The 19,191-nt window shown below is 69.9% G+C and carries 17 protein-coding genes; 12 read left to right on the top strand and 5 right to left on the bottom strand.

Features of this window, described 5'->3' with window-relative positions; translation table 11 throughout:
* Positions 1–146 precede the first annotated feature (146 nt).
* Positions 147–2,264, bottom strand: coding sequence for a RecQ family ATP-dependent DNA helicase (locus ACFY9N_RS04760; RefSeq protein WP_391477142.1), 2,118 nt, complete (start codon positions 2,262–2,264; stop codon positions 147–149).
* Positions 2,265–2,347: 83 nt separating this feature from the next.
* Here ACFY9N_RS04760 and ACFY9N_RS04755 point away from each other — a divergent pair, with 83 nt between their 5' ends.
* The 8 genes from ACFY9N_RS04755 to ACFY9N_RS04720 all read left to right on the top strand — a co-directional run bounded on the left by ACFY9N_RS04755 (position 2,348) and on the right by ACFY9N_RS04720 (position 9,084).
* A complete protein-coding gene (locus tag ACFY9N_RS04755; protein WP_391477141.1) occupies positions 2,348–2,767 on the top strand; it encodes a pilus assembly protein CpaE in 420 nt (139 codons plus the stop codon).
* Positions 2,768–2,863: 96 nt separating this feature from the next.
* Positions 2,864–3,850 carry a 1,2-phenylacetyl-CoA epoxidase subunit PaaA gene (gene paaA, locus ACFY9N_RS04750; protein WP_391477140.1) on the top strand — a complete coding sequence of 329 codons (987 nt, stop codon included), beginning with the start codon at positions 2,864–2,866 and terminating at the stop codon, positions 3,848–3,850.
* On the top strand, positions 3,850–4,155 hold the full coding sequence (gene paaB, locus ACFY9N_RS04745) for a 1,2-phenylacetyl-CoA epoxidase subunit PaaB (protein ID WP_391477138.1): 306 nt from the start codon (positions 3,850–3,852) through the stop codon (positions 4,153–4,155). Before paaA ends, paaB begins: the two co-directional genes overlap by 1 nt.
* Positions 4,152–4,967, top strand: a complete 816-nt coding sequence (gene paaC, locus ACFY9N_RS04740; RefSeq protein ID WP_391477136.1) for a 1,2-phenylacetyl-CoA epoxidase subunit PaaC — start codon at positions 4,152–4,154, stop codon at positions 4,965–4,967. The genes paaB and paaC overlap by 4 nt, the downstream gene beginning before the upstream one ends.
* A complete protein-coding gene (gene paaD, locus ACFY9N_RS04735; RefSeq protein WP_391477135.1) occupies positions 4,961–5,464 on the top strand; it encodes a 1,2-phenylacetyl-CoA epoxidase subunit PaaD in 504 nt (167 codons plus the stop codon). The genes paaC and paaD overlap by 7 nt, the downstream gene beginning before the upstream one ends.
* On the top strand, positions 5,464–6,630 hold the full coding sequence (paaE, locus tag ACFY9N_RS04730) for a 1,2-phenylacetyl-CoA epoxidase subunit PaaE (protein WP_391477134.1): 1,167 nt from the start codon (positions 5,464–5,466) through the stop codon (positions 6,628–6,630). The genes paaD and paaE overlap by 1 nt, the downstream gene beginning before the upstream one ends.
* A 98-nt stretch (positions 6,631–6,728) precedes the next feature.
* Positions 6,729–7,499, top strand: coding sequence for an enoyl-CoA hydratase/isomerase family protein (locus ACFY9N_RS04725; RefSeq protein WP_391477133.1), 771 nt, complete (start codon positions 6,729–6,731; stop codon positions 7,497–7,499).
* Positions 7,500–7,560: 61 nt separating this feature from the next.
* Complete coding sequence (locus tag ACFY9N_RS04720; RefSeq protein ID WP_391477131.1) at positions 7,561–9,084, top strand: ATP-dependent DNA ligase; 1,524 nt, start codon at positions 7,561–7,563, stop codon at positions 9,082–9,084.
* A 77-nt stretch (positions 9,085–9,161) separates the two neighbouring features.
* On the opposite strand, the gene ACFY9N_RS04715 is transcribed toward ACFY9N_RS04720, so the two are convergent.
* Complete coding sequence (locus ACFY9N_RS04715) at positions 9,162–9,680, bottom strand: phosphoribosyltransferase (RefSeq protein WP_247623091.1); 519 nt, start codon at positions 9,678–9,680, stop codon at positions 9,162–9,164.
* Between the two features lie 145 nt (positions 9,681–9,825).
* Here ACFY9N_RS04715 and ACFY9N_RS04710 point away from each other — a divergent pair, with 145 nt between their 5' ends.
* The 4 genes from ACFY9N_RS04710 to ACFY9N_RS04695 all read left to right on the top strand — a co-directional run bounded on the left by ACFY9N_RS04710 (position 9,826) and on the right by ACFY9N_RS04695 (position 15,235).
* Positions 9,826–11,565 (top strand): thiamine pyrophosphate-binding protein, encoded by a 1,740-nt coding sequence (locus tag ACFY9N_RS04710; RefSeq protein WP_391477130.1) that lies wholly within the window; start codon positions 9,826–9,828, stop codon positions 11,563–11,565.
* 96 nt (positions 11,566–11,661) lie between these two features.
* On the top strand, positions 11,662–12,528 hold the full coding sequence (locus ACFY9N_RS04705; RefSeq protein ID WP_391477129.1) for a PhzF family phenazine biosynthesis protein: 867 nt from the start codon (positions 11,662–11,664) through the stop codon (positions 12,526–12,528).
* A 326-nt stretch (positions 12,529–12,854) separates the two neighbouring features.
* The gene (locus ACFY9N_RS04700) at positions 12,855–14,507 is read left to right on the top strand and encodes a DUF222 domain-containing protein (protein ID WP_391477128.1); all 1,653 of its coding nucleotides are present in this window, start codon (positions 12,855–12,857) and stop codon (positions 14,505–14,507) included.
* A gap of 332 nt (positions 14,508–14,839) precedes the next feature.
* Complete coding sequence (locus tag ACFY9N_RS04695) at positions 14,840–15,235, top strand: VOC family protein (protein WP_391477127.1); 396 nt, start codon at positions 14,840–14,842, stop codon at positions 15,233–15,235.
* A gap of 5 nt (positions 15,236–15,240) precedes the next feature.
* Here the strand turns inward: ACFY9N_RS04695 and ACFY9N_RS04690 are convergent, their stop codons facing one another.
* The 3 genes from ACFY9N_RS04690 to ACFY9N_RS04680 form a co-directional block, all read right to left on the bottom strand.
* Positions 15,241–15,621 carry a VOC family protein gene (locus ACFY9N_RS04690; RefSeq protein WP_391477126.1) on the bottom strand — a complete coding sequence of 127 codons (381 nt, stop codon included), beginning with the start codon at positions 15,619–15,621 and terminating at the stop codon, positions 15,241–15,243.
* Between the two features lie 93 nt (positions 15,622–15,714).
* Positions 15,715–17,598 (bottom strand): FAD-dependent monooxygenase, encoded by a 1,884-nt coding sequence (locus tag ACFY9N_RS04685; RefSeq protein ID WP_391477125.1) that lies wholly within the window; start codon positions 17,596–17,598, stop codon positions 15,715–15,717.
* Positions 17,599–17,713: 115 nt separating this feature from the next.
* Positions 17,714–19,093 carry an MFS transporter gene (locus ACFY9N_RS04680; RefSeq protein WP_391477123.1) on the bottom strand — a complete coding sequence of 460 codons (1,380 nt, stop codon included), beginning with the start codon at positions 19,091–19,093 and terminating at the stop codon, positions 17,714–17,716.
* Between the last annotated feature and the right edge of the window lie 98 nt (positions 19,094–19,191).

Raw genomic sequence — 19,191 nt, 5'->3', positions numbered from 1 at the left:
ACGTCGCGAAAGCAGGCACCGGGACCGGCGACCTAGCCGTCACTTCCGAACATGCTCGGGAGCGGTGCCGTTGTCAAGATCGAAAGGGATATCCGCGACCGGATCAGCCGCGCAGGGCTCACCCGCAGGGTTCAGCCGCGCAGGGTTCAGCCGCGCAGGGCGAGGACGAACGGCAGCACCTCGCTCGCTCCCGCGTGTCGAACGGTGCGCGCGGCGACCGTGAGCGTCCACCGACTGTCGGCGAGGTCATCGACGAGCAGCACGGGGCCATCCGGGACCTCGAGGTGCTCGGCGCTGAACCGCTCCCAGAGCCCGCCGAGCCGGAAGACGCTGTTGCCGCCCGGCTGCCCGCTCGGACCGCCGTCCACCGGCTCGAGGGCGCCGAGGTAGGGCAGTCGTCCGACGGCGGCGAGCCCCCGGGCGAGACTGTCGACCAGCAGAGGTCGCGAGCGCGAGGGCAGGGAGACGACCGCGACGGGGCGCTGCGACCAGCCCCACTCGGCGAGGACGCGGACGCAGCCGTCGAGCACCTGCGGGGTGATCGGCGCATCCGCCGCGCCGGCGGCGAAGGCCTCGCGCAACGTCCCACCCCAGCCCAGGTCGGTCAGCCGAGCCAGCGCTCGTCCCTCCGCCGCCTGTTCATCGGCGGCGATGCGCCCCTTCACGGGCACGCCGACCCGCTCGGCTCCGGTCGGCCACGCGCGCCGCGGCTCGATCGGCACCCCGACGCGGTCCAGCGACTCCGACGCCTGCGTCGTCGCGGTCGCTCCGATCTCGCGCGGGAACCACTCGCCCGCGCAGTTGTCGCACCGCCCGCACGGCTTCGCGGTCTCGTCGTCGAGGGAGCGCTGGAGGAACTCCATCCGGCATCCGTCGGTCTGCTCGTACGCGATCATGTGCTGCTGCTCGGCGACACGCTCGCGCGCGATGCGTTCGTACCGCTCGGCGTCGTAGCTCCACGGGACGCCCGTCGCGACCCAGCCGCCCTGCACCCGGCGCACGGCCCCGTCGACGTCGAGCACCTTGAGCAGGAGTTCGAGCGGAGTGCGGCGGATGTCGACGAGCGCTTCGAGCGCGGGTGTCGAGATCGGCGCATCGCCCAGCGCCGCGAGCACGCGTTCGGCGCGCTCGCGATCGGGCATGGACGCGGTCGCGAAGTACTGCCAGATGTCGCGATCCTCGACGCCGGGGAGGAGGAGCACGTCGGCGCTCTCGCTCGCACGGCCGGCACGACCCACCTGTTGGTAGTACGCCACGGGCGACGAGGGCGCGCCCAGGTGCAGCACGAAACCGAGATCGGGTTTGTCGAACCCCATGCCCAGGGCGCTCGTCGCCACGAGCGCCTTCACCTCGTTGCGCTTGAGCATCCCCTCGGACTCGGCCCGCTCCTCGGTGTCGGTCTGCCCGGTGTACGCCCGCACGTCGTGCCCCTGCTCGCGCAGCAGGCGGGCCGTGTCGACCGCCGCCGCGACCGTCAGCGTGTAGATGATGCCCGATCCCGGCAGATCGTCGAGGTGGCTGAGCAACCAGGCCAGGCGGCTGGCCGAATCCCGCAACCGCAACACCCCGAGCCGCAGCGACGTACGAGCGAGCGGGCCGCGGATCGTCAGCACCTCGGCTCCGGAACCGCCACCCGCGCTCGCGCCGAGCTGCTCGGCGACGTCGACCATGACGCGGCTGTTCGCCGTCGCAGTGGTCGCGAGCACCGGTACGTCCTGCGGCATCTCGGCGATGAGGGTGCGCAGACGCCGGTAGTCGGGACGGAAGTCGTGGCCCCAGTCGCTGATGCAGTGCGCCTCGTCGACGACCAGCATCCCCATCCGGCTCACGAGACCCGGCAACTGCTGCTCGCGGAAGGCCGGGTTGTTGAGACGCTCGGGAGAGACCAGGAGCACGTCGACCTCATCGCGATCGAGCTGCGCGAGCACGTCGCTCCAGGCATGGGCGTTGGTCGAGTCGATCGACACCGCCCGCACCCCCGCCCGCTCGGCCGCGGCGACCTGATCGCGCATGAGCGCCAGCAGGGGCGAGACGAGCACCGTCGGCCCGGCACCCCGGCGCCGCAGCAGCAGGGTGGCGACGAAGTACACGGCGGATTTGCCCCACCCGGTGCGCTGCACCACCAGCGCCCGTCGGCGCCCGGCGACCAGAGCATCGATGGCCTCGAACTGCCCGTCATGGAAGTCGGCGTCGGGGCGGCCGACCAGCTCGCGCAGGGCGTCACGGGCGGCCGCACGAAGGTCGACGGGAGTTCCGGAGGTCATGCCTCCACTCTGCCCGACGCCACCGACATCCCTGCTCGCACCGGCGGCCCTCGAAGCTCTCCCGGTCGTCTAGCGTGGAGGTCGTGATCACCCGTGACCTCGCCGTGGCCCTGCGTGCCGCCGGTCTTGTGTGGCATCCCGTCGAGGGCGACCGTTTTCAGCTCGACCTCCCGAACGACGTCGAGCTCGAGTCGGAGGCCGACGTCTTCACGGTAAGCGCGATGACGATCGAGGCACGTCGGACACCGAGCGGCACCGACCTCGCGTTCAACGGCACGACCGAGTGGGCACTCGACGCGGTGACGCTCGCGGATGCCGTGTGGCTCCCCCGTGAGGACCAGCTGCGCGAGCTGCTGCGCGGAACCTTCCGCTCGCTGGAGCGTCTCGACGACACCTTCCGCGTGCGGGTGGAGATCTCCGGCGCACAGTTCTCGTTCGAGCATCCCGATCCCGCCGAGGCGTACGGCCGCGCGCTGCTCGACCTGATCTCGCGCTCGCACTGAGCCGCGGCATCCGTCATCCTCCTTGAGGATCGTTCCCCGTCGTGACAGAATTACCTAACGATCGGTCAGTAAAGATGCTGGCCGGGAGGAGCCACGATGGACACCGCCGCCGACCTCACCGCAGACGTCTCCGACGAGGAGCGCCTCTTCGACGAGCTCATCGCGAACGAGCAGCGCATCGAACCGCGCGATTGGATGCCCGAGGCCTACCGCAAGACGCTCATCCGACAGATCTCGCAGCACGCGCATTCCGAAATCATCGGCATGCAGCCCGAGGGCAACTGGATCACCCGCGCCCCCAGCCTCAAGCGCAAGGCGATCCTCATGGCGAAGGTGCAGGACGAAGCGGGCCACGGCCTCTACCTCTACTCCGCCGCGCAAACGCTCGGCGTCACCCGTGACGAGATGATGCAGCAGCTCATCGACGGCCGGGCGAAGTACTCCTCGATCTTCAACTACCCCACCCCGACCTGGGCCGACATGGGCGCGATCGGCTGGCTGGTCGACGGCGCCGCGATCTGCAACCAGGTACCGCTGTGCCGCGCCTCGTACGGGCCGTACGGGCGCGCGATGGTGCGGGTCTGCAAGGAGGAGTCGTTCCACCAGCGTCAGGGGTTCGAGATCCTGCTCACCCTCATGCAGGGCACCGACGAGCAACGCCGGATGGCGCAGGATGCCGTGAACCGCTGGTACTGGCCGAGCCTGGCGATGTTCGGCCCGCCCGACGACCAGTCCCCCAACTCGGCGCAGTCGATGGCCTGGAAGATCAAGCGGTTCTCGAACGACGAGCTGCGCCAGCGGTTCGTGGGGATGCTCGTGCCGCAGGCCGCGATCCTCGGTGTCACGCTGCCCGACCCCGAGCTGCGGTACGACGAGGAAGCCGGACGCTACGAGATGGGCGCGATCGACTGGGACGAGTTCTTCGAGGTGCTCCGCGGCAACGGCCCGTGCAACACCGAACGGCTCGAGCGACGCCGCTCCGCCCACGAGGACGGGGCGTGGGTGCGGGAGGCCGCCGCCGAGTACGCACGCAAGCAGCCCGGGCCCTGGGTTCCTGAGCGCGTCGAAGGGCAGGTGGCGTGATGGCGAGTCCGGGCACCGATCCCCACGAGCCCTGGCCACTCTGGGAGGTGTTCGTGCGCGCGAATCGCGGGCTCAGTCACGTGCACGTCGGGTCGCTGCACGCACCGGATGCCGAGATGGCGATCCGCAACGCCCGCGACCTCTACACGCGTCGCGGCGAGGGCGTCTCGATCTGGGCCGTTCCCGCCGAGGTCATCACCACGAGCGACCCCGACGCGAAGGGCGCATACTTCGAGAGCGCGGCCGGCAAGAACTACCGGCATGCCGTGTACTACACGGCATCCGAGGGGGTGCCGCACCTGTGAGCGCGCACGGGGACGTCACGGTCGAGGAGCGACATCTCGCGCAGGAGTTCGCAGGCGCCGGCGAGCGCGCGGCATCCGCCGACATCGCCGAGTACGCGCTGCGCCTCGGCGACGACGCACTGATCCTGTCGCAGCAGTTGGGCGCCTGGATCTCCCGCGCTCCCGAACTCGAGGAGGACGTCGCGCTCGGCAACATCGCCCTCGACCTGCTCGGGCACGCCCGCTCGCTACTGCGCTACGCCGGTTCCTTCGATGGACGCAGTGAGGACGATCTCGCATTCTTCCGCGACGAGCCGGAGTTCCGCAGCGCCTGGATCGTCGAGCAGCCGAACGGGGACTTCGCGCAGACCATCGCGCGGCAGCTCGTCGTCTCGACGTACATGGTCGAGCTGTACGAGGCGCTGCGGTCGAGCAGCGATGCGACCCTCGCCGCCGTCGCCGAGAAGGGCCTCAAGGAGGTCGACTACCACCGCGACCACGCCGTGCAGTGGACGCTGCGGCTCGCCGGTGGCACCGAGGAGTCGCGCACGCGGATGATCCGCGCCGTGGGCGATGTCTGGCCGTTCGTCGACGAGCTGTTCCGCGACGACCCGCTGATCGACCGGCTAGGCGATGCCGCCGCTCGCCCGTCCGCGCTGCGCGTCGGATTCGACGCGGTGATCCGCACGGTGTTCGCACGTGCCGAGATGACGGTGCCCGATGTCGCGGCGTCATCGGCGGGTGGACGCCGGGGCTCGCACGCGACCCCGATGGGGCACATCCTCGCCGAGATGCAGGTGCTCGCGAGACGGCATCCGGGGGCGACATGGTGAACGACACGGCGACGATGACGCGGTCGGATGCCTGGCGGATCGCCGCCGGGGTCGCCGACCCCGAGGTCCCGGTCCTCACGATCGAGGACTTGGGGGTGCTGCGCGCGGTCGACGTCGACGGCGCACGGGTGCGCGTCGACATCACTCCGACCTACAGCGGATGCCCGGCGATGGACACGATCCGCGACGACGTGATCCTGGCGCTCACCGCCGCCGGCTACGGCGAGGTCGAGGTGCGGCTGGTCCTCGCCCCGGCATGGACGACGGACTGGATGTCGGATGCCGGGAAGCGCAAACTCGAGCGGTACGGCATCGCCCCGCCGACGGGGCGCGCCGCGGTGCCGTCCGGGCCGATCCGTCTGGCGTTGAGCGTGCGCTGCCCGCGCTGCGGATCGCTCGATACCCGGGAGGTGTCGCGGTTCGGTTCCACCTCGTGCAAGGCGCTGTTCGAATGCCGCGCCTGCCTCGAGCCATTCGATCACTTCAAGGTGCACTGATGTCGCTGTTCGCACCGGTCACGGCATCCGCTGCTCCCGCCTCGCGCGACGACGTGTCGGCGCCGCGTCGGCGCGCCCGCTTCCACACGCTCGTCGTCGAGAGCGTTCGTCCGCTCACCGACGACGCGGTCGAGGTGACGTTCACGGTGCCCGCCGAACTCGCCGATGACTACGCCCATCTTCCCGGGCAGCACGTCGCACTGCGCACCGTGCTCGACGGCGTCGAGGTGCGGCGCTCGTACTCGCTCTGCCGCGCCCCCGACCATCGAGCCGACGGGGCCGACACCCGGCTCAGCGTGGCGGTCAAGCGCGACGAGGGCGGCGTGTTCTCGACCTGGGCCCAGACGGGATTGCGGCCGGGGTTCGAGATCGACGTGATGAGTCCGCAGGGCACGTTCACCTCGGCCCTCCCCGACCTCGATCACCGGCACGTCGTCGGCATCGCCGCCGGCTCCGGCATCACGCCCCTGATGGCGCTCGCGCACACCGTGCTGTCGCGGTCGGACACCGCGCGGTTCACCCTGCTCTACACGAACCGTTCGACCCTCGACGTGATGTTCCTCGAGGAGCTCGCCGATCTGAAGGACCGCCATCCCGCGCGCCTCACGCTGCACCACGTGCTGTCGCGCGAGCAGCGCACCGCTCCCGTCCTGTCGGGCCGCATCGACGAACCGAAGCTGCGCACGATCCTCGCCACCCTCATCCCACCCGACGATGTCGACGAGTGGTTCCTGTGCGGACCGCTCGCACTGGTCGACCTGTGCCGCGAGGTGCTCGCGGATTCCGGCGTCGACCGCGCCCACGTCCGGTTCGAACTGTTCACGACCGGCGACGAGCCCGCCCGGGCCGCGCGACCGGTGCAGGTGCGGGCCGGGGAGCGCACGACGACGATCGAGGTCACGCTCGACGGCGTCTCATCGACAGTCGAGAGCCCGGTCGACGCGCACGAGTCTGTGCTTAACGCGGCGCTGCGAGTGCGCCCCGACACCCCTTTCGCGTGCGCGGGCGGAGTCTGCGGCACCTGTCGCGCCCGCGTCGTCGAGGGCAGCGTGACGATGACCGAGAACTACGCCCTCGAACCCGACGAGATCGAGCGCGGGTTCGTGCTCACCTGCCAGTCCCATCCGACCAGCGACCGCGTCGTCGTCGACTACGACGTGTCATGATGCCGGACCTACGAAACCGGGTCCCTGAGCCTGTCGAAGAGCCCCACGAAACTGGGTCCCTGAGCCTGTCGAAGGGCCCCGCCCCGAGAGGAGCACCGATGATCGACCTCACGATCGCCGACGACGTCGCGACCGTCACGCTGAACGCACCGACGAAACTCAATGCGCTCGACGAGCAGGCGCTGCGTGACCTCGACGCCGCCTACGCCGAGGCCGAAGCATCCGGCGTGCGCGCCCTCGTGCTCCGGGGCGAGGGCCGCGCCTTCTGCGCCGGACGGGACATCTCCGGCGTCGATCCGCGCGACGACGATGTCCTGGGGTATCTCGACGGGCTCGTCACTCCGCTCCTGCAGCGCATGGCGCGCTTCCCCGCTCCGACCTTCGCCGCGGCGCACGGTGCGTGCCTCGGCGTCGGCCTCGGGCTGCTGATCGCCACGGACGTCGTCTACGTCGCGGAGTCGGCGAAGATCGGATCGCCGTTCGCCGCGCTCGGAGCGACGCTCGATTCCGGCGGGCACGCACTCTTCCTCGATCGCCTCGGCGCGCACCGGACGCTCGACCTCATCTACACGGGGCGCCTGATGACCGGTGCCGAGGCGGTCACCGCCGGGCTCTTCTCGCGGGTGCTGGCAGACGACGAGGTGCAGGAGGCGACGGCGGATGCCGCGGCGACGGCAACTCTCGGCCCGACGGCCGCGTTCCTCGCGAGCAAGCGCCTGGTGGCACGAGTTCGCGACGAACGACTGGCGCTCTGGGAGTCGATCGAACTCGAGAACGCGGCGCAGGCGGCGCTGTGCGATACCGAGGACTACCGCGAAGGCTTCGCGGCGTTCCAACAGAAGAGGAAGCCGGAGTTCCGCGGCCGCTGAAGCAGGTGAGCGGATTGTCAACGCTCTGCCGGATGTCGGTGCCCGATGACACACTGCGAGGATGATGCTCTCGCAGCTGGTCTCGACGACCGAAGAGGTCGCCGCCACGTCGTCGCGCCTGGCGAAGATCGACGCGCTCGCCCGACTGCTGGCGCAGGCCGACGCGGATGAGATCGCGCCGCTGGTCGGGCTCCTCCTCGCGACGCCGCGACAGGGGCGTCTCGGTGTGGGATGGCGCGGCATCGCCGCCCTCGAGGTGACCCACGCCGATGCCTCGACGCTCGCCATCACCGACATCGATCAGGCGTTCGAGCGCCTCGCCGCGGCATCCGGAACGGGCTCCGCGACCGTGCGCAGCAGCACCCTGCAGACGCTCGCCGCACGCGCGACCGCGGCGGAGTGGGACTTCCTGACGCGCGCCATGCTCGGAGAGCTGCGCACCGGTGCGCTCGGCGGCGTGCTGCTCGATGCCATCGCCCGGGCATCCGACCGTCCCGTCCCCGCCGTGCGGCGCGCAGCGATGCTGTCGGGCGATCTCGGCGAGACGGCGCTGATCGCGCTCACCGGCAGTGCCGAGTCGCTCAACGAGGTCGGGCTCCGCGTCGGTCGCCCCGTGCTGCCGATGCTCGCCGCCACCGCTCCGACCCCGACCGATGCCCTGGGTATCACCGGCGAGGCATCGGTCGAGTACAAGCTCGACGGTGCCCGCATCCAGGTGCACCGCCACGGCGACGAGGTGTCGGTGTACACCCGCAGTCTCGCCGACATCACCCACCGCGTGCCCGAGCTCGTCGAGATCGTCCGAGGCCTCCCGGCGCGCGACCTCATCCTTGACGGTGAGACGTTGGCGCTCGACGAGGACGGCGGGCCGCGGCCGTTCCAGGAGACGATGTCGAGGTTCGGCGCGGATGCCGCCCGCGAGCTGGCTCTGCGCCCGTGGTTCTTCGACCTGCTGCACGTCGACGGGCGCGACCTCATCGACGAGCCGCTGAGCGTGCGGCTCGCGGAGCTCGAACGGGTCGCCGGGCCCTGGCGCATCCCCGGCACGGTCACCGCCGATGCCGACATCGCCGAAGGGGTCTCGCGCGATGCCCTCGCCGCGGGTCACGAGGGCATCGTCGCCAAGGCCATCGACTCGCCGTACGCTGCGGGACGCCGCGGCAAGTCATGGGTCAAGGTCAAGCCCGTGCTCACCTACGACCTCGTGGTGCTCGCGGCCGAATGGGGGTCGGGGCGCCGACAGGGGCTGCTCTCGAACCTGCACCTCGGGGCGCTCGATCCCTCCGGGGAGTTCGGCGACCCCGGGAGTCTCGTCATGGTCGGCAAGACCTTCAAGGGGCTGACCGACGAACTCCTGCGTTGGCAGACCGTCACGTTCCCGACGCTCGAGATCCGACGCACTCAGGGCACGGTGTTCCTGCGCCCGGAACTGGTGGTCGAGATCGCGATCGACGGTGTGCAGCGGTCGCCGCGCTATCCCGGGGGCATCGCGCTGCGCTTCGCCCGGGTGAAGGGCTACCGCCCCGACAAGACCGTCGGCGACGCCGACACGATCCAGACGCTCCGCGCGCTGCTACGGGAGTGAGGCTGCGGTGAGAGCGTCGGCCGCGTCATCCGCCCACCGGCGTCTGCTCGCCAGCATTCGCTCAGGCCTGCATCCGCTCAGGCCGAGGGCGCGAGCCCGAGGTCCTCTTCGCGCACCGTTCCCTGGAACGACCATGGGAAGTTGATCCAGAGGTCGGTGTCCTTCCAGGCGTAGTCGGGCTGAATGATCGTCGACGGCTTCGTGTAGATCGTGACCGAGCGCACGTCAGCACCCTTGTCCTTCAGCAGCTGCACCGCGAGGGCGAGGGTGCGACCCGAATCGGCGACGTCGTCGACGAGAAGCACGCGGCGTCCGTCGAGGTAGGCCATGTCGAGCTCGGGAGGGAGCACCTCGGGAGCATCGAGCACCGTGCCGATGCCGGTGTAGAACTCGACGTTGATCGCGCCGCAGTTCTTCGCGCCGAGCCCGTAGGCGATGGCGCCGGCGGGCAGCAGCCCTCCGCGGGCGATCGCGACGACGACCTCGGGCTCGAAGCCGCTGGCGAGGATGTCACGGGCAAGGTCGCGGGTCGCGGCGCCGAAGCCGTCCCAGGTGAGCGTCTCGCGCTCGTTCGATGCATCAGTCACCCGATCCATTGTCCTCCATCGCGGCGATACACTGATCACGTCCGGCCGCCCTGCGACCGGTGCCTGAAAAAGAGGCACGAAGCACTCCTCGCCGACGCGGGTGCGAGACACATACGGAACCTCGTTCTCCGTCCCTGTCTCGAAAGGCTTCGCCATGCCCTCGGTCTCCGCGCACGTCGCACTCACCCTCGCCCAGCACATCGACGCCGTCTTCGGGGTGATGGGCAACGGCAACGCCTACTTCCTCGACGCGATCGAAACGCAGACGGATGCCGTCTTCACCGCCGTGCGCCACGAACAGGGCGCCGTGGTCGCCGCCGACGCGCACTTCCGCGCCTCGGGCCGGATCGCGGCGGGCACCTCGACCTACGGCGCCGGATTCACGAACACGCTCACCGCTCTCGCGGAGGCGGTGCAGGCGCACGTGCCGCTGGTGCTCGTGGTCGGCGACGAGCCGACGTCCGGGCCACGACCGTGGGACGTCGACCAGATCGCCCTCGCCTCGGCGGTGGGCGCGCGCACCTATACCGTGGGGCGCGCCGACGCGGCGGCGACGACCGTCATCGCGATCGAGCACGCCCTGACCTACCGTGTCCCGGTCGTGCTGGCGATCCCCTACGACGTCGCCGCGCTGGAGGCCGGGCCCGTGCCCGCAGCTCCGGAACCGCGGGTGCCGGCACCGCTCGCGCCGCGCGGCGAGTTCGCCGAGGGCATGCTCGACGCGATCGCCGCCGCTCTGGCCGCGGCCGAACGCCCGTTCCTGCTCGCCGGTCGCGGCGCCTGGCTGTCGGGGGCGAGCGCCGCACTGGGAGAGCTCGCCGCGGCGACCGGTGCGCTCACGGCATCCACCGCCCTCGGCCGGGGAGTCTTCCCGGCGGTGCGCTTCGACCTCGGCGTGACCGGCGGCTTCGGGGCCGAGGGAGCCATGGATCTGATCCGCCAAGCCGATGTCGCCGTCGTGTTCGGTGCGGGGCTGAACCAGTTCACGATGCGCTTCGGTGCGCTGTTCGCGCCCGGCACGAAGGTGTTCCAGATCGACATCGCCCCGGCGGCCACGCACGCCCATGTCGGCGGGTTCGTGCGCGCCGACGCGCGTCTGGCGGCGGAGGCTCTCGTTGCCCGGCTCACCGCCCTGTCGCCCGCTGCCCCGCACGACTTCGGAGATCCGAGCCGACACGCCGCATCCGGGGTCTCGATCACCGGGGTGTCGCGTCCGGTCTCCGAAGTCGTGCGCGAGCCGTGGCGCGAGAGCGTGGATCTCGCCGCCGCACGCGCGTACGACCATGGCGACGACCTCGCGCCCGATGGACGTCTCGACCCTCGTTCGGCGGCCCGGCGCGTGGCCGAGTTGCTGCCCGAGGATCGCGTCGTGGTCTCGGACGGCGGGCACTTCATCGGCTGGGCGAACATGTACTGGCCGGTCGCAGCCCCCGACCGCATGATGATGATCGGCACGGCCTTCCAGTCGATCGGTCAGGGATGGCCGAGTGTCGTCGGTGCCGCGCTCGCCCGCCGCGACGCCACCGTCGTGCTCACCTCGGGCGACGGTGGGGGTCTCATGGCGATCGCCGACCTCGAGTCCGCCGTGCGCGCGGCCGCCGGGCGCGGGGTCGCCGTGATCTGGAACGACGCCGCCTACGGCGCCGAGGTCAACCTCTATGGGTTGAAGGGCCTCGCCGAGGCTCCGATGCGCATTCCGGAGGTCGATTTCGCGGCTTTCGCCGCAGCGGTCGGCGCCGAGGGGGTCGTCGTGCGCACGCTCGCAGATCTCGATCGCCTGGGATCCTGGACCGCCGAGGACCCGACGACCCGGCGATTCCTGCTGTTGGATCTGCGTATCTCGGGCGATGTGATCGCGCCGTACCAGCAGGAGATCATCCGTGTGAACTCGTAGGCGCAGAATCCGTCGGTCCGATCGGCGCCTGCTGTCGGTCCGGGCGGCGTCGGCTGTCCGTCCGGGCGGCGTCGGCTGTCCGTTAGGCTCCGATCCATGCCCGAGAACCCCGAGATCCTGCGCTACAGCGCGTTCGCCGCGACGCCCGAGGGCGGCAACCCTGCGGGGGTAGTCCTCGATGCCGCTGGTCTCGACGACGAGCGGATGCTGCGGATCGCGGCCGAGGTCGGGTACTCCGAGACCGCGTTCCTGACGGGGCATTCCGAGGTCGACGGGGTGCGCCATCATGACGTGCGGTACTTCTCGCCCGGTGCGGAGGTGCCGTTCTGCGGTCACGCGACGGTGGCGACGGCGGTCGCCCTCGCCGAACGCGACGGGGTGGGGACGGTCGTGTTCGAGACGGCGGCGGGCGCGGTGACGCTGAAGTCCGCGACGGATGCCGCCGGGGCGATCACCGTGTCGTTCACGAGCGTCGAACCGCAGATCCGCGAGATCGACCCGGGCGTGCGCGATCGTCTGCTGGAGATGCTCGACCTTGACGTCGCCGACATCGATCCGCAGTTCCCCGTGCAGGAGTCGTTCGCCGGCAACTGGCATCCGATCGTCTTCCTCGCCGATCGGGAGCTGTTCCACCAGTTCCGTTTCCGGCCCGCCGAGGTCGCCGACCTCATGCGCGCGCAGGGATGGCTGGGCACGGTCACGGTGCTGCATGCGCACGATTCCGGGGAGTTCGAGGCGCGGAACCTCTTCCCCGTGGGGCGCATCGCCGAGGATCCGGCGACGGGCTCCGCCGCCGCATCGACCGGCGCGTACCTGCGGGCGCACGGGCACGCGGGCGAGACGATCGTCATCCGCCAGGGCGCGCATGTCGGGCGTCCGAGCGAGCTGATCGTCACGATCCCCGAGTCCGGCGGCATCGTCGTCTCGGGCGGCGCCTTCGCGATTCCCGCCTCCGTTTCCTGAGCGAGCGGGGTCGGTACTGGGTCCCTGAGCCTGTCGAAGGGTCCACCCCGCAGGGCTGTCCACTCCACTAGGCCCCTGAGCCTGTCGAAGGGCCCCGCCCCGTGGTGGTGTTCACGAAACTGGGTCCCTGAGCTTGTCGAAGGGTCCCGCTCCGCGGTGGTGTTCACGAAACTCGGTCCCTGAGCTTGTCGAAGGGTCCCGCCCCGTATGCACTTGTTCTGCACCGTGACGGTGTTGCTTGGCGTTCTCCACAGATCGCGTCGATCCTTGCTGTGGTCTGGGGTTTTCGTGTCGGAATGTCGGTGGCGCCTGGTGAACTGGGTGTCATGAACAGCACCGCTGAACTCCTCGATCGGGTCGCCGCCGACCTCGCCGTGGTGTTGTGCGCTGACACGCTCGCGAGCTTGTCGGATGCAGAGAAGATGCAGGTGTTGCGTGCCGCGGGTGAGGTGTCCCGGCGGGTGGATGCGGTCGTGGTCGAGACGGTGGGGTCCGTGGATCAGCGTCCGGCGGGGTCGGGCGAGCTCGCGTTCTGCGGTCGGTTCGGATGCCGCACGATGAACGAACTCGTCCAACGTGTGCTGCGCACGGATGCGGCCGGGGCAGCACGGATCGTGAAGGCCGGGCGGATGGTGCGGCGGGAGTTGGACTTCTCTTCCGGGGCGTTGTTGCCGGCCCGGTGGCCGGCCCTACGCGACGCACTCCTGCACGGTGCGGTCGGGGTCGCCGGGTTGCTGGCGGCGACCGGGCCGATGGAGCAGGCCGGGCCGCGGATCGGCGCCGCGGACCGGATGCGCGCGGATGCCGAGTTGGCCGAGTACGCGCGCGGGCTCATCGCCGTCGACGACACCGATACGGATGCCGCGACCGATGTGGGCGCGGATGCCGATCGCGCGCCGGAGTCGGGTCCGCCGGCGACTCCGGAGGATCTGAAGCTGTTGTCGCGGGTGATCGTGACTTACCTCGATCCGGACGGCGCGGAGCCTGCGGAGGAGCGGGCGATGCGGGCCCGCGGGATCGTCCTGGGTCGGGTGAAAGACGGCGTGATCCCGATCCGGGGCTCGTTGCTGCCCGAAACGGCGGGACAGTTGCAGCGCATCTGGGACGCGTACCTGAACCCGAAAGTCGACGGACCACCCACCCCGACGACACCCGTGATCGGAACCGGGGTGCGATTCATCCCATCCGCGGACGAGGCAGCCGTCGACAGCGATGCCCTTCCTCGTCTTGGTGATCGCGTCTTCACCGCTCTCACCGACGGTGACGCCTCCTCCGGTCTTGGCGACGACGACATCCTGACCTCGGGTGATGCGGGCCGGACGGTCGATGACCGCACCCGGGCGCAGAAGCAACACGATGCTCTCGCCGCCGTCCTCGGAATCGCCGCCCGCCATGGGGACATGCCCACCCTCGGGGGTGCCGCGCCGACTCTCGTCGTGTCCGTCACCGCGGAGGACTATGCGACCGGGCGCGGGTGGGCGCACGTCGACGGCATCGACGACGCCCCCGTCTCCCTCGCGACCGCCCGGCACACTGCCTGCGGGGGCAGCATCCAGCGCGTCACCTCCGACTCGACCGGACGCATCATCGGCATCAGCACCACCGACCGGGTGTTCACCGTCCATCAACGCCGCGCGATCACTCTCCGCGACAGAGAATGTTTGATTCCCGGGTGTCATGTTCCCGCGACCTGGTGCGAGATCCACCACGTCACCGAACACGCCCGCGGCGGACCCACCACCACCGACAACGGCGTCACCCTCTGCTGGCACCACCACCGCACCCTCGACACCTCCGGCTGGAACATCCGCATGAACCACGGCACCCCCGAAGTCCGCGGCCCCGCCTGGTGGGACCCCCACCAGAAATGGCGAACACCACGACCCACCACCCCTCTCTCCACCGCGCCCGCAAGACGCCGAGCGCCCACCCGCGCAAGCACCGCCAAACGTCCCATCAACCGGCCGATCCGCGCATGACCGCGCAAGAGCACGCACGACACCGCGAGCATCGCGACCGCTCCCGTCATCCCGAGGACTTTGATCACCCCGAGGACTTTGATCACCCCGAGGAGCGCGGGATGACCATGACGAGCCCAGCGGATTGCCATCTAGCTGCAGACAACACGCGCGCGACACAGCGCGACCGCGGGCGACTGCAAGGGACTGCGCGCGAGACAGCGCGATCGCGGGCTGCAAGCAACCGCAGGCAGCCCGGTCACCGAGATCATCCGCGCGCACGCCCGAGGCGCCCCTTGCGGAACTCGGGAACGATCCTCATCCGAACATTGAGGCCTGCCAGAATCGATGCCATGGCAGGTCTCCACCACGTCGAAGTCTGGGTCGCTGAGCTCGAGTCCGCACGCCGCCACTGGGGGTGGCTCCTCCCGCAGCTGGGGTTCTCCCTCCAGCAGGAGTGGCCAGAGGGGCAGACCTGGGCCGCTGACATCGGGCCATATCTCACGCTCACCACCCCACCGGGCGTCGCGAATCGAAGCCACGACCGCCGTCGCCCCGGCGTCAATCACCTCGCGTTCCACGGGGGCACCGAAGCAGCCGTCGACGCGATCATGTCGACCGCTGAAGAAAACGGATGGCACCAGCTGTACCACGAGCGCTATCCGCACGCCGGCGGCCCCGATCACTACGCCGGCTGGCTCGAGAACTCCGCCGGCTTCAAAGTGGAGGTCGTCGCCGACGAAGCCTGAGCCGCTCAGCCCTGCGCGCCGTAATCGGGCAGTTCCTGCAGCGTCCAGGTGTTGCCATCGGGGTCGTCGAACGACACGAACCGTCCCCATCCCTGCTCGTCGACCCCCTCGGCCGCGACGCCGAGGCCCCGCAGGTGCGCGAGCGCCTCATCGGCATCCGGAACGACGACCTGGATCGTGTTCTGCTGCCCCGGTTCGAGATCGATCCCGAGCCCGGTGCCGAAAGCGATCGAGCAGGCCGACCCGGGCGGCGTCATCTGCACGAACCGGAGGCCCTCCATCGGGGTCGAGTCGTGATCGGCGTTGAAACCGATCTTCACGTAGAAGTCCTTCGCGCGGTCGACATCCGACACCGGCACGAAGATGAGTTCGATCTTCCAGTCCATCACGCCACTCCTCAGGTCGCGGCGGGCGTCATCACCCGTCCGCGTCCACGGTAGGCCGCGCCACGGACATTCACCAGAGCATGCGGGAGAACGTCAGCCCCACCGCGCGGGGAGCATCCCCGCGGCCAGGAACTCCGCCAACTCCCGCACCCCGCCGTCATCGAGCGGAAGGACGGCGGCGACGTACTGATCGGGCCGCACGACCACGACGACGCCGTCCCGCGACACCCCTCGCTCGGCGAAGATGTCCACGTCGGTCCACTTGCTCTGCCCTGCCGCGTAGACCTTCTCCCAATCGATGAGACCGAGCGGCCCGGTGCGCGGCTGGAACAGCGCCGGCGCCGTCGTCACCTCCACCTCCTCGAAGGGCTGCTGGTATACAGCCTTCACATCGAACACGGCATCCGCATCGGCATCCGCCGGCGTGAACCGCTCGAAGACCGGAGCAGCCGCGGCGGCCCAGTCACGCAGCCCACCACCGGTCCGATCGCCGAAGGCGTACACCCGCCAGCGCCCATCGGCGCGCGCGTGGTGCCCGAGGTGCACGACGTTGCCATCCCCCACCCGCACGACCTCCGCCGACCGGAACCGCTTGCCGAGCGGATACCCGGTGGCCAAGCCCTGGTGCGCATCCGTCCCCGTGATCATCGACGCCGAGTACTGCGTCATGAAGCCCGACGGGAACTCGGCCGTCGCGAGGTAGTAGGTCGCGAGCTCCTGCGGGTCGGAGATCTCCTCCGGCTTGCGCGCCATGAGACTCGACCACTCGCGGTCGAAGTCGATGAGCTGCTGAGCGACGGGCCGCCGCTCGGCACCGTACGTCGCGAGCAGCGCCTCGGGCGCGCGTCCGGTGAGCACCGATCCGAGCTTCCAGCCGAGGTTGAAGCCGTCCTGCATCGACACGTTCATGCCCTGACCGGCCTTGGCGCTGTGGGTGTGGCAGGCATCGCCCGTCAGGAACACCCGCGGGGAGCGCCCTGATTCCCCGGGGGCGTCGTCGAATCCGTCGGTCACTCGATGCCCGACCTCGTAGACGCTGTGCCAGGCCACCTCGCGCACGTCGAGCGTGTACGGATGCAGGATCGCGTTCGCCCGACGGATGATCTCCTCGATCGGCGTCTGCCGCACGCGGTGGTCGTCGTCGTCCGCGACCTCGCCCAGGTCGATGTACATGCGGCTGAGGTAACCGCCCTCCCGCGGGATGTGAAGGATGTTGCCCGCCCGCGAGTTGATCGCGCACTTGGTGCGCCAGTCCGGGAAGTCGGTGTTGACGAGCACGTCCATGACACCCCACGCGTGCGCGGCCATGTCGCCGACGTGAGTGCGGCCGATCGCCTCGCGCACCCGGCTGCGGGCCCCGTCGCACCCGGCGACGTACTTGGCGCGGATCACGCGTTCCTCACCGGATCGCGACCCCGCGACGTACCGCACACGCACTTCCACGGGGAACTCCCCCTCGTCGTGCACGGTCAACCCCTCGAACGCGACGCCGTAGTCGGGAACGATCCGCGCAGGGCCGTCGGCGGCCGCCTCGGCGAAGTAATCGAGCACGCGCGCCTGATTGACGATGAGATGCGGGAACTCGCAGATGTCGTAGGCGTAGTCGGCGGTGCGCGCCGTGCGCGCGATGCCGGCCGGGTCGTCGGGGTCCGGACCCCAGAAGTTCATCCACCCGATGTTGTACGCCTCGGCGGTGATGCGCTCGGCGAACCCGAACGCCTGGAAGGTCTCGACGCTGCGGGGCTGGATGCCGTCGGCCTGGCCGAGCACGAGCCGCCCGTCGCGCCGCTCGATGATGCGCGTCGTCACGCCCGAGTACTGCGACATCTGTGCGGCGAGCAGCATCCCGGCCGGCCCCGAGCCGACGATGAGCACATCGACCTCGTCGGGGAGGTCGTCGGGCCGCTCGAGACCCGTGCCCGCGGCATCCTGCACGCGCGGGTCGCCGGACACATAGCCGTGGTGGTGGAACTGCATCGTCGTCGATTCCTTCCGAGTTCTCTCATTGTGCGCGGCTTCTGCGCTCCCGTCGCACTTTCCGTCGGTCTGGACTCGCCATGCCGACGGAAAGTGCGACGGGAAGGCGCGGAAGTCAGGCCCGCGCGAGTCCGTGGATCGGACTCACGGCCTGCTCGTCTTCGTGATCCGGTCCGAGCGGGATGCCGGAGCGATCGCGCAGCAGCAGCGTCGCGATGAGTCCGAGCACGGTCATGCCGGCGAGGTACCAGGTGACGGCCTGCGTCGACCCGGTCGCCGAAACGATGGCCGTCGCGATCGTCGGAGCGAAGGCGCCGCCGGCGATGGCGCCGATCGCGTACGAGATCGAGACGCCCGAGAAGCGGATGCTGGCCGGGAACAGCTCCGTGTACAGCGCCGCCTGCGGGCCGTAGGTGAAGCCGAGGCCGATCGTGAGGATCGCGAGGCCCGCGAAGACGAGACCGATCTCCCCGGTGTTCACGAGCGGGAACAGCGCGAACACACCGCCGAGCTGGAGCACCCAGCCGATGATGTAGGTCGTGCGGCGACCGATGCGGTCGCAGATCCAGCCCGCGACGAGTGTGCTGATCAGCCAGGTGACCGCGGATCCCGCGACGGCCCAGAGCACCGGGCCGCGCTCGAGCCCGATCGGACCCTCGGGGTTGGTCGTGTAGCCCTGGATGTAGCCGCCGGTGGTCATGTAGCCGACGGCGTTGTTGCCCGCGAACACGAGGGCGGCGATGATCACGAGCAGCGCGTGCTTGCGGAAGAGCTGCACGATCGGCATCTTCGCCTTCTCCTTGCGCTCGGCCAGTTCGGCGAACACCGGGCTCTCCTCGACACGGCGACGCACGTAGTAGCCCACGAGGATCAGCACGACGCTCAGCAGGAACGGCACGCGCCAGCCCCAGGAGAGGAACTGATCGCCGGGCGCGATCACCGTCATGAGCGCCATGACGCCCGAGGCGAGCAGCAGCCCGAGCGGAACACCGATCTGCGGTGACGCGCCGAAGATGCCGCGCTTGGTGCGCGGAGCGTGCTCGACGGCCATGAGCACCGCGCCACCCCACTCTCCACCGGCCGAGATGCCCTGGACGATGCGCAGCAGCACGAGGAGCACGGGGGCGGTGATGCCGATCGTCTCGTAGGTCGGCAGCAGACCGATCAGCGCGGTCGCGACACCCATCAGGATGAGGGTCCACATGAGCACGGTCTTGCGTCCGAGCTTGTCGCCGAAGTGGCCGGCGAGGAAGGCCCCGAGCGGGCGGAAGAGGAAGCTCACACCGACCGTGGCGAACGCGATCAGGGCGCTGTCGGCGCCGAGCGGCGCGAAGAACAGCTGTCCGAACACGAGTCCGACGGCGGTGGCGTAGATGAAGAAGTCGTACCACTCGACGGTGGTGCCGACCACCGTGGCGAAGACGACGCGGCGACGGTCGGCCGCCGTCGCGATGGTTCCGGTGGGCGTGAAACCCGCCTGTGACTGACCGCTCATGCGGTGTCTCCTTTGTTCGTGACTGCATTGTCACGGCGTGCATCCGAGTCTCGGTCGGAGGTGCTTGCCGGGGGTGGAAGCGATGATATATGATTTCG

The organism is Microbacterium sp. NPDC008134 (assembly GCF_042957055.1).
GTDB lineage: Bacteria > Actinomycetota > Actinomycetes > Actinomycetales > Microbacteriaceae > Microbacterium.
Note: the sequence above shows the minus strand (reverse complement) of the source record. Positions and strands in the feature narration are given on the sequence as shown.